The sequence below is a fragment of the Acinetobacter sp. ABJ_C4_1 genome (assembly GCF_044538495.1).
Classification (GTDB): domain Bacteria; phylum Pseudomonadota; class Gammaproteobacteria; order Pseudomonadales; family Moraxellaceae; genus Acinetobacter; species Acinetobacter nosocomialis_A.
This window is the reverse complement of sequence record NZ_JBIUCQ010000002.1, coordinates 497442-512140: the sequence shown is the minus strand read 5'-3', so window position 1 is coordinate 512140 and position 14699 is coordinate 497442. Positions and strand designations below refer to the sequence as shown.

General features: G+C 40.1%; 10 protein-coding genes. 9 read left to right on the top strand and 1 reads right to left on the bottom strand.

The features are described 5' to 3' along the window. Positions 1-685: 685 nt before the first annotated feature. From ACIF8R_RS05345 to ACIF8R_RS05310, 8 genes are all read left to right on the top strand, one after another. Entirely contained in the window at positions 686-1408 is a 723-nt protein-coding gene (locus tag ACIF8R_RS05345) for a UTRA domain-containing protein (RefSeq protein WP_000434318.1), read from the top strand. Between the two features lie 90 nt (positions 1409-1498). Further along, entirely contained in the window at positions 1499-2536 is a 1038-nt protein-coding gene (locus tag ACIF8R_RS05340) for a putative 2-aminoethylphosphonate ABC transporter substrate-binding protein (RefSeq protein ID WP_396479511.1), read from the top strand. Positions 2537-2558: 22 nt separating this feature from the next. Continuing rightward, on the top strand, positions 2559-3761 hold the full coding sequence (locus ACIF8R_RS05335; protein ID WP_279978647.1) for an ABC transporter ATP-binding protein: 1203 nt from the start codon (positions 2559-2561) through the stop codon (positions 3759-3761). Then, positions 3755-5464 (top strand): putative 2-aminoethylphosphonate ABC transporter permease subunit, encoded by a 1710-nt coding sequence (locus ACIF8R_RS05330; protein WP_396479509.1) that lies wholly within the window; start codon positions 3755-3757, stop codon positions 5462-5464. Before ACIF8R_RS05335 ends, ACIF8R_RS05330 begins: the two co-directional genes overlap by 7 nt. Before the next feature lie 101 nt (positions 5465-5565). Continuing rightward, on the top strand, positions 5566-6720 hold the full coding sequence (locus tag ACIF8R_RS05325; protein WP_396479507.1) for a TIGR03364 family FAD-dependent oxidoreductase: 1155 nt from the start codon (positions 5566-5568) through the stop codon (positions 6718-6720). Between the two features lie 26 nt (positions 6721-6746). Further along, positions 6747-7934 (top strand): 2-aminoethylphosphonate--pyruvate transaminase, encoded by a 1188-nt coding sequence (gene phnW / locus ACIF8R_RS05320; RefSeq protein ID WP_396479539.1) that lies wholly within the window; start codon positions 6747-6749, stop codon positions 7932-7934. Between the two features lie 36 nt (positions 7935-7970). Continuing rightward, the gene (gene phnX, locus ACIF8R_RS05315; RefSeq protein WP_396479505.1) at positions 7971-8786 is read left to right on the top strand and encodes a phosphonoacetaldehyde hydrolase; all 816 of its coding nucleotides are present in this window, start codon (positions 7971-7973) and stop codon (positions 8784-8786) included. Between the two features lie 249 nt (positions 8787-9035). Then, positions 9036-9839 carry a thioesterase family protein gene (locus ACIF8R_RS05310; protein ID WP_396479503.1) on the top strand — a complete coding sequence of 268 codons (804 nt, stop codon included), beginning with the start codon at positions 9036-9038 and terminating at the stop codon, positions 9837-9839. A gap of 59 nt (positions 9840-9898) precedes the next feature. On the opposite strand, the gene ACIF8R_RS05305 is transcribed toward ACIF8R_RS05310, so the two are convergent. Beyond that, entirely contained in the window at positions 9899-13381 is a 3483-nt protein-coding gene (locus tag ACIF8R_RS05305) for an indolepyruvate ferredoxin oxidoreductase family protein (protein WP_396479501.1), read from the bottom strand. Positions 13382-13585: 204 nt separating this feature from the next. On the opposite strand from ACIF8R_RS05305, the gene ACIF8R_RS05300 reads away from it, so the two are divergent. Beyond that, on the top strand, positions 13586-14527 hold the full coding sequence (locus tag ACIF8R_RS05300) for a LysR family transcriptional regulator (protein ID WP_396479499.1): 942 nt from the start codon (positions 13586-13588) through the stop codon (positions 14525-14527). Positions 14528-14699 lie beyond the last annotated feature (172 nt).

The following is a 14699-nucleotide window of genomic DNA, read 5'->3' as shown; positions in this document are numbered from 1 at the left end:
GTCATATTTAATAGTTTTTAATTAATTAATTTAAATTTTATAAATGAAATATTAATTAGATTGAATAAATAGTTGAGTAGTATTTAACCTTGAAGGTGTGGCTATGGTTTTGTTTGATAAATCGACGAATTGACCTTATCTTGTTTTTTTAATTAAATTTGTTGTTTGAAATTATGATTAAATTAAAATTTTATGTTTATTTTTAAATCAGGAAATTTTCTTAATATTTTAGTTTTTATTAAATTGGTGATTTTATATTGAGAGTTTTTAAATATAAGATGGTAGGTTATTTTTTAAATTACTCAAGAAGTTTTGGGTTTTTATTGACCATACTATTCTAATTCTACAAGGCAGTAATATAGGAGGGCGGATATTGAGTGTTAGTACAAATCCTCAATTCCTGTGTAAGAGCCAGTACAAGATATGAATTTTTATCTTAAATAAGTGTCTCAATAAATATGATGTAATGGCTACGACATGCCGTTTTCCTTGATAAACAAATGAGCCAAGGAAAGTTTTCCGAAGTCAGAGTACGCGTGCACACACGATTTTTTATGGAAAAGCTGAATTGAAGAAAGGGGGGAATAGGACGCGTTTTGCTTAAAAGATCAGCATTAATAAAAGCTTTTGTCACATTTTTTCAGTATATTGCTATTAATTTCTTTTTTATAAATTCTAAGTTTGTATGGAACAGGACCAAGCACGCATACCTAAATATATTCCTATTCGCGATGCAATTGCCCATGATATTGAATCTGGCGTATTAGAAGCCCACGCAAAACTCCCTTCGGAAAGAGTGCTTTCTGAACAATTTCAAACCACTCGCGTGGCTGCACGTGAAGCTTTACTGGCTTTGGAAACTGATGGCCTGATTTATCGATTAGACCGTCGTGGTTGGTATGTTCGTTCTCCTCGTATTATTTATCACCCGCAATCGACAAAAAACTTTAATCAGTTTGTGATTGAACAAGGCTATGAACCTTCGACAGAAGTGATTTCGAGTGAACTGACTCAGGCCACTTCTTGGGATGCCAAGCATTTAAAAGTTGAAAAAGGCCATCCGATTTATTCAGTTTGGCGACGTCGTTGTATTAATGGTCGACCTGTTTTGGTTGAACATTTAAGGGTGAACGCCGAGCTTTTCCCTGAGTTTTTAACTCATGATCTTAAGCAATCGATTACTTTGCTGATGGCAAATCAATATAACTGCCATATCACCAGAGCCGATATTAATCTGTATCCAACAGCTTTATCGGAACAGCAGGCCAAAGCACTACATGTGAATGTTGGCGCGCTTGGTTTATATATTTGCCGTAGCAACAGAAATGAAGAAGGTGTGATTACCGATGTTGACCAAGAATATTGGCTACATGATGTTTTAGATTTACATTTCGAAGCGCGAGCATAAAATACAATCTGGTTTAAACCAGATTAATTAAACTGTCATATAAAGCTGTTGAAATACGATCATCAAATAATTGCATTCGATGGTTTGCAGATGAAACAGTACGTTCAACAGACAATTAAACTTGGCACTGCATCAGTTTTAGGTGTAGTGGTCGCTATTCAAATGGGATGTTCATCAGCAACATCAAAACAATCAGAAGAAATTACAGTCTATACGGCAGTGGAAGCCGACCAGCTTAAGCAATACCAAGAAGAATTGCATAAAGCCTATCCTGAACTCAAAGTAAAATGGGTACGTGATTCAACTGGTGTAATCACTGCTAAACTTTTGGCAGAGCAGAAGAATCCTCAAGCGGATGTGGTTTTTGGTGTGGCTTTAACCAGTTTGCTGGTCATGGAAAAAAAAGACATGCTTGAGCCTTTCAAACCTGAAGGTGTGCAAAATTTAAAACCAGAATTTGTAAGTCAAAAATCTGTACCAACTTGGACGGGTATGGATGCATGGGAATCTGCAATTTGTGTCAATAAAGTTGAACTAGAAAAGCGTAAGTTACCAATTCCAAAAACTTGGAAAGATTTAACCAACCCCATTTATAAAAACTTAATTGTGATGCCAAATCCAGCTTCGAGTGGCACAGGCTATTTAGATGTCACGGCTTGGATGCAAATTTGGGGTGAAAAGCAGGCATGGGACTATATGCAGGCTTTGGATAAAAATATTTCACAATATCCTCACTCGGGTTCAAAACCTTGCAAGATGGCAGCACAAGGTGAAATTCCAATTGGTGTTTCTTTTGGTTATCCGGCATTTAAATTAAAAGCAGAGGGTGCACCTTTAGAAGTGGTTTATCCAACTGAAGGTTTAGGCTGGGAAATGGAAGCCTCAGCGATTGTGAAAGGAACGAAGAAGCTAGGTAGTGCACAGAAATTTATAAACTGGTCGGTAAGCAAAGCGGCAAATGAAGCCTATGCCCATAACTTTTCAATGGTAGCTTATAAAGGCATTGAAAATACCACTATGGACTTCCCGAAAAATCTTCCTCAAATGCTGGTAAAAAATGATTTTTATTGGGCAGCCGAGCAGCGTGAACGTATTTTGGCTGAATGGTCAAAGCGTTTTGAAAAGTGATCTTTTGGATAAGGGCCTCATTATGCAAATACCTTCGTCATTGCAATCATCTCTGCTAGGTCAAAACCCAAAAGGCGAGTTAGCAGGGCATTTATTGTCGACCTTAACGACCTATAAATATCCTGAACATGGCTCCTCAGTTTTAGAAGTGGTGGATATCCAAAAAAAATTCCAACACTTTCAGGCTCTAACGCATATTAATTTAGACCTTAAAGCAGGCGAGTTCGTGAGCTTTTTAGGACCTTCTGGATGCGGTAAAACCACATTACTACGCATAATTGCGGGTCTGGAAAAACCTGATTATGGAAAAGTCATAAAAAAAGGCACAGACATTACGTTGTTGAGTGCTGAAAAGCGTCACTGTGGCATTGTGTTTCAGAACTATGCGTTATTTCCAAACTTAAATGTAGAAGAAAATATTGCTTTTGGCTTAGATAAAAAGAAATGGGATAAGGCACAGCGTAGCCAACGAGTTCAGCAATTATTAGAACTGATTGAGTTACCTGATATTGCTAAAAAATATCCAAACCAATTGTCGGGTGGTCAGCAACAACGTGTTGCGCTTGCTCGGGCAATTGCGCCGAAGCCTGATATTTTACTGTTGGATGAACCGTTATCTGCACTCGATGCTCAGGTACGTCTAAAGCTAAGACAAAAGATCCGTTCGATTCAAACGCAGCTTAATTTGCCAACGATTATGGTCACACATGACCAAGAAGAAGCATTAAGCATTTCTGACCGTGTTGTAGTCATGAATCATGGCGTCATTGAGCAAATTGATACGCCGCACAATATTTACTACAAGCCACAAACCCAATTCGTTGCCAAGTTTATTGGCACCATGAATTTTTTAAAAGCCACTTGCGCTGTACCGAATCAGCTCGAGGTTTTAGGTTTTATTCCTCTAAATTTGGAGCAACAAAAACTTAAAGCAGGGGAAAATTACAGTATTGGTTTTAGACCCGAAGCTGTCGAGTTGGTTGATGATTTCGGTAGTGATAAAGAGTCGTTGTATTTGCCGGTTAAAGTATTAAGTACTGAATTTTTAGGTGCCAAGCGTCGTTTATTTTGCGCTATTCATATCGATGGAATTGAGCAGGCAAAACACCTTTTGCAAATTGAAATTGAAAATACCAAGTTCAAATCTTTACAAGAACTCATGTTTATAAAAGTGCCTAATCAGCTCATCCATGTCTTTGACGAACAAGGGTACGCACTATGTTAAATGAAGCTGCTTCAGCGGTTTTAAAAACACAGCCGCGTCGAAAAATTGAATATTCGTTAAGATCAAATGTTGCTTTAGCAACCGTTGCGATCGCTTTAACTTTAGCGATTATTGCTCCATTAATCATACTGTTTGAAACTGCATTTTTTGATGAAAATCAAAATTTTGTTGGTCTTGAAAATTTTTATAATTATTTTGATAGTCCAGCTTTACTCAGTTCCGTATTTAACTCGGTGTGGGTTGCCTGTGCTGCTACTGTCATTACAATATTTCTTGCCAGTATTTATGCTTTTGCACTCACCAATGTAAATATAAAAGGCAAAGGCTTCTTTAAATTAGTGGCTTTTTTACCGATTTTAGCGCCATCACTTTTGCCTTCTTTGGCATTGGTTTATTTGTTTGGTAAGCAAGGTGTGTTTAAACCTTTGCTGGGCGATATACAAATTTATGGTCCAATCGGCATTTTAATCAGTTACTGCTTTTGGCTATTTCCAGCAATTTTGATATTGATGATGGTGTCTTTTCGCAGTGTCGATCAGCGTTTAATTGAGGCATCTTTGTCACTGGGTAAAAATATCTGGAAGACGCATTATCACGTCACACTACCAGCAATTCGTTATGGACTCATCAGCGCAAGTTTAGTGGCTTTTATTTATGTGTTGACCGATTTCGGAATTCCGAAAGTCATTGGCGGTTCATTTAACATGATGGCGCTTGATGTCTATAAACAGATTATTGGTCAGCAAAATATGAGCATGGGTGCGGTGATTTCCATCTTGTTATTGCTACCAGCAGTGTTCGTCTTTATTTTCGATCGTATTCAAAGCAAACGTCATGCACGGTTTCAAGCCTTTCAGGCTAAACCTTATGTTTCAGCACCGAATAAAAAACTTGAAGTCGTTCTGAGCCTATTTTGTTGTTTGGTTTCAGGTGCAATTTTACTGATTATCTTTACGGCTGTGCTGGCTTCATTCATTCAGTCTTGGCCTTATGATTTGTCTTTGACCTTGGCACATTACAGTTTTGAATATGTCGATGGTGGCGGTTGGGCGGCGTATTTTAACTCGGTTTGCATGGCACTCTTTAGTACGTTTTTTGGAACAGCACTCATTTTTATGGTGGCGCTATTAACCGAACGTTTTAAGGCACATCCACTCATTAAAAACTATGTGCAAGCTTTGGTTTTATTACCTCTTGCTGTGCCGGGGCTGGTCTTAGGTATTGCCTATATTTTGTTTTTTAACCAGCAAAGCAACCCGTTAAATGTGCTGTATGGAACCATGACCATTTTGGTGATTTCAACCATTGTGCATTATTACACCGTGCCACACCTCACTTTAACCAATGCCATTAAACAGATTCCGCTACAGCTCGATCAGGCGGCGGAAACTCTAGGAACATCGAAGTGGAAAACCTTTTGGAAAGTCTATTTGCCTATGTGTTTTCCAGCGCTATGCGATGTATCGGTCTATATTTTTGTGAATGCCATGACCACTGTGTCGGCTGCGATTTTCCTTTATTCACCAGACACCAGTTTAGCGGCGGTGGCGGTTTTAAATATGGATGATGCGGGAGACACGGTTGCTGCTGTTGCGATGAGCATTCTCATTTTAACCACCTCATGTGTTGTAAAACTCATTCACTGGTTATTTACCCGAAAAATTATGGCAAGAAGTCAGCAATGGCGTGAAAGTTCTCACTAAGTTTTAGCTAAACACAATTTTTATTTAACCGACTGAAACGAAATGCTTTGTTCAACAAGGCAAGGGTTTATTCATCCTAAATTTCGCAAATTGGAAGTCTTATGAATAATGCACAGTTTGATTTAATTGTTGTCGGAGCCGGTATTTTAGGTTTGTCCGCTGCAATACAGGCACAAGAACAAGGCTTGAAAGTTTGCATCTTCGAGAAAAATGCCAAGCCTGTGGGGGCAACTCGCCGTAATTTCGGCATGGTTGGAACTTCGACATTAACCCATCCAGAGCAACAGTGGCGAAAGTACGCTCTTGAAACGCGTTCTTTTTATCAGCGTATTCAAGCTGAAACCGATATTTCGTTTGCTCAACGCCAAGGTGTTTATCTCGCAAATACGGCACTTGAATGGCAGGTTTTAAATGAGTTTGCCGAGCGTGCAAATAATTACCAAATTCCAGTTCATTTGCTAAAGCATGAGGAATTGGTCACCCAATTTTCTTATTTAAATCCTTCGCAGCAGTTTCAAGGCGGTTTAGTTTTTGAAGAAGACTATTCGGTCGAACCGCATGTGATTGGGCAGCGACTATTGGCATATGCCGAAAGAAAAGGTGTAAAGATTTATACCAATGCTTGTGTCGTTCAAACCCAATATCAGCAGGAAAGTTGTCAGGTTCGTTTGGCAAGTAGTGAGACTTATCGGGCAAATAAAGTTTTGATCTGCCACGGTGAAGTCATCGATGTTTTATATCCAGATCTTTTACAAAGTTTGAATCTGAAACGTTGTGGCCTACAAATGGCTCTGACTCAACCGTTTCACCAAAATTTAAATGCTTCTCTTTATTCAGGCTTATCTATTTCACGTTATCCGGCTTTTGAAATTTGCCCAAGTCATGATGAGCTAGTTAAAGCATCACAGCAGGGTTTCATTAAAGAATTCGGTATTCATATTCTGATTAAACAAAATGAATTTGGTGAACTGATCGTAGGCGATAGTCACGAATATCATTCTATTAATGAAGCGCCTCAGTTCGAGCAGCGTGAAGAGATTAATGAATTTATCCAAGCTTATTGTCATGAAAAACTAGGGCTGAATTTACCTCCAATTCAAAAACGTTGGAATGGTTATTACCTGACCCATGAACATGAGTTGGCCTGCGTCACTGAAGCTGAACAAAATATCTTTCTGGTGAGTGTGATTGCTGGCAAAGGCATGACTACAGGGGCTGGCTTTATGAAAGAAATATTAGAACAAAATATTTATTAGTTTGTCATCTGGTTTAAACCAGATTGATGTATATTGAAATGAACGCGAAAGAAATGAGTAACATTATGAACATGCAACCCCAACTCGATATGGATTTAGAGAACAAATATTTGCTTCTTACTCCAGGACCATTATCAACATCGGCAACAGTACGCCGTGCCATGCAAAAAGACTGGTGTACTTGGGACCAAGAATACAACTCACTGGTACAAGATATCCGCTCTCGTCTAGTCAACTTGGCGACCAGTCAACCTGAAAAATATACGGCTGTGTTAATGCAAGGCAGTGGAAGTTTTGCTGTGGAGTCTGTACTTGGTTCAGCTATTCCGCGTGATGGCAAAATCTTGATCATTAATAATGGCGCATATGGTGCACGTATGGTGCAAATGGCACGTTGCCTAAATATTGAAGTGATCGAGTTGAACTATTTAGAAACTCAAACACCTGATTTACAGGAGATTGAGCGCGTTTTACAAGATAAAACCATTAGCCATGTTGCTTGTGTGCACTGTGAAACCACCACAGGTATTTTAAATCCGATTCAAGAGATAGGCCGTTTAGTTAAAGCAGCAGGAAAAATCTGGATTGTGGATGCCATGAGTTCATTTGGTGGTGTGCCTATGGATATTGCTGAGCTTGAAATTGATTTTCTAATTTCAAGTGCAAATAAATGTATTCAAGGTGTTCCGGGCTTTGGTTTTATTTTGGCGAAGCGTGATTGCCTAGCAGCATGTAAAGGTTTAGCTCGTTCAGTCAGCCTCGACTTATACGACCAGTGGCATACGATGGAGCAGCATAACGGCAAATGGCGTTTTACCTCGCCAACCCATGTGGTACGTGCCTTTTATCAAGCCTTACTTGAACTTGAAGCCGAAGGTGGTGTTGCTGCACGTTATCAACGTTATTTACAAAACCAGCAAACCTTATCGAAAGGTATGCAGCAGCTTGGTTTTGAGTTGGTACTCGGTAAAGAGTGTCCACAATCACCAATTATCACCACATTCCTTTACCCGACAGTTGAAACATTTAGCTTCCAGTCATTTTATGAAACGCTAAAAAAATCAGGCTATGTGATTTATCCGGGCAAAGTCACTGACCTTAACTGTTTCCGTATTGGCAATATTGGCGAAGTTTATATTCAAGACATTGAAGGGCTTCTTGCTGCAATTGCGAGTTACTGCAAAAGCCATCTAAATCAAGCTGTAACAGCATAGTTTTTATTAAAACATTTGAATTAAAGGAAATACACCATGACGACCAACAATACACAAATTCAAGCTGTTGTTTTTGACTGGGCTGGTACAACTGTAGATTTTGGCTCACGTGCACCAATTTTAGCTTTTATGGCGTTATTTAAAGACAACAAAGTTGAAATTACGGTTGAAGAAGCGCGTGCTCCAATGGGGTTGGAAAAACGTGACCATATTGCGGCTGTTTTAAAAATGCCACGTGTGGCAGCTGCATGGCAGGAAGTTTATGGGAAGCCTGCAACAGAAGCAGATATTGACCGTTTATATAAGGACTTTATTCCTTATCAATTAGATTCGATTCCAACATGCTCGGCTTTAATTCCGGGTGCATTGGCGACTTTTGAAAATATTAAAAAACGCGGTGCAAAAATTGGCAGTAACACGGGTTATGCCTCAATGATGATTGGTCGTTTGATCAAAGATGCTGCCGATCAGGGCTATCGACCGGACTGTATCGTTACGGCAAGTGACGTGAAATTTGGTCGTCCATATCCTGAAATGCTATGGAAAAACTTAATTCAACTCGATGTGTCAGATATCAAAACTGTTGTAAAAGTGGATGATACCGTGGTTGGTATTGATGAGGGTTTAAATGCAGGATGTTGGACAGTGGGTCTTGCGATTAGTGGTAACGAAGTCGGTTTAAGCTTTGAGGAGTGGAGCGCATTATCGGCGGATGAGCAGATCATTCTAAAAGATAAGGCATACCAAAAAATGAATGTGTCGGGCGCTCACTATGTGATTGATAGTGTCGCTGATTTGCCAAATGTACTAGATGATATTGAACGCCGTTTGGGACAAGGTGAACGACCTTAATCAAATGCTTGAGTAAAAAGAACCTGCTATAAAGCAGGTTTTTTTATAAGTTAAAATAACTTTTGGTTCTAATCTTTTATTGCTATTTAACAATAAACAAATTTTTGTTCAGTGAATTTGTAATTTTAGACTCATCAGTTTTTGGTAGGAAAAACCAGTTGAGCCAATGAAATAGAGGGTTAACATAAGCATTAAAACGTGAATTTTCATCAAATATTGAAGTTGTATAAGGACTAAGGAAAGAAAATCATGAATGCTTATTATCAATTACTGAATAGAACAATTGGTCCTCAAGGTGAAGTGATTGCTCATTATTGCTCAACTGTTCATGCACAAGGGGCTTGGAACCCTCATGAACAGCATATGGCACCTGCAAGTGGCGTGATCGCAGTAGAGCTAGAACAGTTTTCACCGCGACAAGATATGCGAATTGGTCGAATTAGTTTTGATATTTTTGGATTGATTGCATTTGGTGAATTTACGATTAAGACACATGTGATTCGTGCCGGTAAAACCATTGAATTGATTGAAGCAGAACTACAAGCACAAGGTAAAACTTGTATTGTGGCTAGAGCATGGCGCATGTGTACTCAAGACAGTTCCGAGATTGCGGGACTTGAAGATCAACCAATTCATCATCCAGATACCTTTATAGAATGGACGGGCATGAAAAGATGGCCGGGTGGTTTTATCCAGACACTCGTCACTAAAACTGATGATCAGCATCGTGCGGGTAAAGGCATTGTTTGGCTCAATAATGATAAAGAAATGGTTGAAGGGCAGCCGACCACAGATTTTGCGCATTTGATCGGCATGATAGATACCGCAAACGGAATTGTGCCTAGACAAGAAGGCGAATTTACGTGGGGCTTCCCAAATCTTGATTTGCAAGTTCACATGCACCGTTATCCGCAAGGTAAATGGTTGGGGCTGGAAACCGTTCAGCAATATGGTTCGGATGGCGTTGGTTTAACCAGTGCAGTTTTACATGATGTGTATGGTCCATTTGGACGAAGCGAGCAGATTTTGACTTTACGTAAAATGACTAAATAAATTTTTGAGCCAATAAAAAAGTCATCCCCAAGGATGACTTTTTTATTGAGATTTAATTGTTAGTTACGGACTTTTAGCAATGTTGGCGTAAGCTCATCCCAACGTTGTTTTGCAGCGTCCATTGCTTTCATTTTGATATGCCCATAACCGCGGACTTCTGCCGGTAATTTTGCAATTTGTTCAGCAACTGCCAAGTTATGATTGTCTGGTGCTTCAACAAGTGCTTCAACAAATGCGATGTAACGATCACGCCATGCTTGTTCGTGTTGACGCTCTTCTTGACGTGCAAATGGGTCAAGGAAAGTTTCACGAAGCCATTGTAAGCGCGCAAGCATCATCATTGGGAAGCGCATCCAGTAACCAAACGCACGTTTACGGACATTTTTCAGACCACCAAGTAACGCTGGTGGAGCAAGGTGATACGTTAAACGTAAGCCTTTACCGAATTGGGTTTCGATCGATTCTTTGAAGCTTTTACCTGTTAAAAGACGTGCAACTTCATATTCATCTTTATACGCCATGACTCTATAAAGCTGAGTTGCAATCGTACCTGTTAATTCCTCAGGTAGTTTTTTAGCAGCCAGCTCTACAAGCGTACGGTATTTACTTGCGTAAGCTTCATTCCAATAGTCTGTTAGACGAGCAGAACGGTCTTCAACAAGTTCAGCTAAAGTTTGCGGAGTTTTGGTTTTTGGCATTGCCGCAACTAAGCGTGCAGCTAAAGTTGGGTCACTTGCAAGATGACAACCCACGCGGAAAGCTTCGAGGTTCTTTTCAACAGCAGTACCATTTAAGCGAATTGCTTTTTCAATACTTTCACGTAATAGCGGAATGCGACCAGACTGCCATGCCATACCGAGTAATAACTGGTTGGTATAAATTGAATCACCTAACAGTTGTGTTGCAATGCGAGCTGCTGGCAGAGAAACCAGTTGACCTTGACGAACACGACCACGAAGACGATCAATTAAATCGCTAATAGGCGCATACCAGTCACGAGATTTAATAAACTCAGAAGTAGGAGTACTGTCTTCATTCACAATAACTAAAGCATCATCTTTTAAGCGAGAGAGAGCAGCACTACCACCAGCAACTACCGCATCTGCACCGATGAGTAATTCACATTGACCTGCTGGAATTTTGGTAGAAGAAATTTGCTCATCACTTGCTGCAAGTTGAACGTATGAATAAACCGTACCACCTTTTTGGGCAAGGCCAGCCATGTCCATAACACGTGTTGCTTTACCTTCGAGGTGAGCCGCCATACCAAGCAGTGCACCAATAGTCACAACACCCGTACCACCAATACCACCGACCATAATACGACTTGGAACGTCATATAACTGAGGAATAACAGGTGATGTTGGCCAGCCTGCACCAATACCTTCAAATTTAGCAGGACGTTTCATATCACGTGTATGAACAGTCACAAAACTAGGGCAGAACCCTTCGGCACAAGTGAAGTCTTTATTACAGCTACTTTGGTTAATTTGACGTTTAGTACCTAATGCTGTTTCTACAGGTTCAATAGATAAACAGTTTGATTTTTTCGAACAGTCGCCACAGCCTTCACAAATATCACTGTTAATGTATAAACGCTCAGCAGGGTCAGGGTAGGCATCACGTTTACGGCGACGGCGTTTTTCACTGGCACAGGTTTGTACATAAATTAAAGCGGTTACGCCAGAAACCTCGCGAAGCTCGCGTTGAACAGTATCGAGTTCATTACGGTGGCGAATTTCGACACCCGGTGCAATACCATCTTCTTCATTTAATAGTTTAACTTCATCCGTCACGATGACTTGTTTTTTAATACCTTCAGCAGCGAGCTGACGAGTTAACTGTGCAACGCTCAAATGACCATCTACATGCTGACCACCTGTCATAGCGACTGCATCGTTGTAGAGGATTTTATAGGTAATATTAGTTTTTGCAGCGATGGACTGACGGATTGCTAAGTAACCAGAGTGGAAGTAAGTTCCGTCACCAAGGTTCGCAAAAATATGTTTTTCATTGGTAAATGGTGATGCACCCACCCAACTTACACCTTCACCGCCCATTTGCGAGAATGTTTCGGTACCACGGTCAAGTGAAACTGCAATATAGTGACAACCGATACCGCCTAATGCACGGCTACCTTCAGGAACTACTGTTGAAGAGTTATGTGGGCAACCACTACAGAAATACGGTTTACGTTCAGCAAGATCAATAACACGTTTTGATTCTTGCTCTGCTTTTAATAGTAAGTCGATTCTGCTTTGGATTTGTGTTTTTAAGCTTTCTGGAATATCGAGTTTTAAGAAGCGAGCTGCCAGCATTTTTGCAATAGGTTCAGGCTGATACTCATAGTGACCAATGAGCGGTGCTTCTTCAATAGAGGTACTCCATTCACCTTTGCCGTCAATCGCTTTACCAATAACACGAGGACGTTTGTCATCAGGAAGTGAATAAAGCTCATCTTTAATTTGTGTTTCAATAATTGGACGTTTTTCTTCAATAACGATCAGTTCTTGCAAGCCTTCAGCAAACTCACGAACGCCTTGAGGTTCTAACGGCCAAATCAGTCCGACCTGATAAACACGTAGCCCAAGCTGTTGGGCAGTTTCATCTTCAATACCTAAAATACGTAAAGCTTCAATCGTATCTAAATAACCTTTACCACTTGCGGCAATACCGACACGGGCATTTTCACAAGGCCATGTAACAGTGTTGATTTTATTCGCGCGGGCATAGGCCAAAACAGCAGGTAAACGGTATTTATAAAGACGTTCTTCTTGCTGAATACCATGATCTGGCCAGCGAATATTGACGCCACCTTCTGGGAAATTGACATCTTCTGGTATAACCGGAGTAACACGGTCTAGGTCGACATGAACAGAAGCGGAAGTTTCTACGATTTCACTGACTAGCTTCATTGAAGACCAAAGGCCAGAAAAACGTGAAACAGCAATGGCGTGAACACCAAAGTCTAAAATTTGTTGAACGGATGTTGGGTAGAAAATTGGAATACCGCAACCAATCATGACATGTTCAGACTGGTGAGGGATTGTAGAAGATTTACATGAGTGGTCATCACCAAATAAAGCAACGACACCACCACGTTCAGAGGTACCAGCTAAGTTAGCATGGCGGAGTACATCGCCTGAACGGTCAACACCCGGGCCTTTACCATACCACCATGAAGACACTCCATCATATTTGCCTTGGCCTGAAAGATTAACTTGTTGAGTACCCCAAATTGCGGTAGCAGCCAAGTCTTCATTTACACCAGGTTGAAATACAACATTATGGGATTTAAGTAATCCTTGAACTTGCCAAAGGAAACTATCATAGTTACCAACAGGAGAACCGCGATAACCAGAAATAAAACCAGCAGTATGATAACCATTCATCGCGTCACGGCGAGTTTGGGCAAGAGGCAACCGAACAAGTGCCTGAATGCCGGTCATATATGCTGTACCGTTATCACTTACATATTTATCTTCAAGTGACACATCCTTTGTTGCAATAATATTTGGAGTGACTTTTGTAGCTATATTCATTTATATCTCCTTAGAATTTTTAGTAGCTCGGACTACTTTCTTTTTTCAACATCCAGTTGAATATTTGGAGCAAGTGACATACGAAATAAAAAAAGATCGGTTCCTTTTCTTAAAAAGAATTAGTGCCAATGTATGTACATTTAGTCATTGTGGTTGAACTAAACTGGTGCAACAATCCGTAATTTAGGAAAACATATTTACGTTATGCGCAAAAATCTCGATGGTGGACTATTGCATGCAATGCATGCATTCCTGAAAGTGATTGATAGCGGGAGTTTCACAGCAGCAGCTGAGCAGATGGATCTGACCACAGCACAGGTTTCACGTCTTATCAGCGAGCTAGAAACACGCTTAGGTACAAAACTCATACAACGCTCAACGCGCCAGCAGGCACTGACCGATATTGGTGCGACTTACGCTGAGCGGTGTCGACAAGTCATTTCAATGGTGGATGAAGCAGAATCAGAAGTAACAGGAACAGCATCTAAACCCAAAGGGCGTTTACGCGTATTAAGCATGGGAAGCTTTGGACATCATTATGTTTTTCCAGTAATGGCCGAGTTTTGTAAGCATTATCCCGAATTAACTGTGGAATATACGACCTCACAGTACGTTCCAGACTTGTTGGCAAAAGGAGTGGATGTCAGTCTGTATCTAACTGAATCATTAACAGATTCTCGGTTTGTTGCACGCAGAATTGGGACCATTTTTTCTGTTTTATGTGCATCACCTGCTTACCTCGAGAAACACGGTGTACCGAAGTCCCCAGAAGACTTAAAAAATCATACCTGTTTACGTTTGGTAAACCCGTCTATTACACCAGATTGGCACTTGTTAAATACAAGTGGTGAGTCTTACCAAATCGACATTGGCGGGCAACTTATTGCAGATAATCCTGAGTTATTGTTAGATGTGGTGCAACAGGATATGGGGATTGCATTATTGCCGATGTTTTCGGCTTTAGATGCAGTTCAAAATGGAAGATTATGTCATATCTTGCCAGAGTGGCGTTCGCCCGATATCGGAGTTTATACCTTATTGCCTTCACGCCATTTTATTGATGCTAAAACACGCGCATGGCTGGATTGGGTAGAAGAATATATTTCTCCCAGAATTGAAATGGATGCATCTTATTTTTATAAATAATGAGATAAATTTTTTAAGGACTAAAATAGAAAAGGATGAAGAATAATACGGTTTAGAATAAAAATAGGGTAGAGAATGCTTCTTTTGAAAGAGGCATTTAATACAGAGATAAATAATAGATTTTAAAAAAATTGCATGAGGAACTTAGTCCGAATTCCTGAACAGAATGAGA

Excerpts from the sequence above, each read along its gene's own strand:
- ACIF8R_RS05345 (WP_000434318.1), top strand. The coding sequence starts at position 686 with ATGGAACAGGACCAAGCACGCATACCTAAATATATTCCTATTCGCGAT.
- ACIF8R_RS05340 (WP_396479511.1), top strand. The coding sequence starts at position 1,499 with ATGAAACAGTACGTTCAACAGACAATTAAACTTGGCACTGCATCAGTT.
- ACIF8R_RS05335 (WP_279978647.1), top strand. The coding sequence starts at position 2,559 with ATGCAAATACCTTCGTCATTGCAATCATCTCTGCTAGGTCAAAACCCA.
- ACIF8R_RS05330 (WP_396479509.1), top strand. The coding sequence starts at position 3,755 with ATGTTAAATGAAGCTGCTTCAGCGGTTTTAAAAACACAGCCGCGTCGA.
- ACIF8R_RS05325 (WP_396479507.1), top strand. The coding sequence starts at position 5,566 with ATGAATAATGCACAGTTTGATTTAATTGTTGTCGGAGCCGGTATTTTA.
- phnW (WP_396479539.1), top strand. The coding sequence starts at position 6,747 with ATGTATATTGAAATGAACGCGAAAGAAATGAGTAACATTATGAACATG.
- phnX (WP_396479505.1), top strand. The coding sequence starts at position 7,971 with ATGACGACCAACAATACACAAATTCAAGCTGTTGTTTTTGACTGGGCT.
- ACIF8R_RS05310 (WP_396479503.1), top strand. The coding sequence starts at position 9,036 with ATGAATGCTTATTATCAATTACTGAATAGAACAATTGGTCCTCAAGGT.
- ACIF8R_RS05305 (WP_396479501.1), bottom strand. The coding sequence starts at position 13,381 with ATGAATATAGCTACAAAAGTCACTCCAAATATTATTGCAACAAAGGAT.
- ACIF8R_RS05300 (WP_396479499.1), top strand. The coding sequence starts at position 13,586 with ATGCGCAAAAATCTCGATGGTGGACTATTGCATGCAATGCATGCATTC.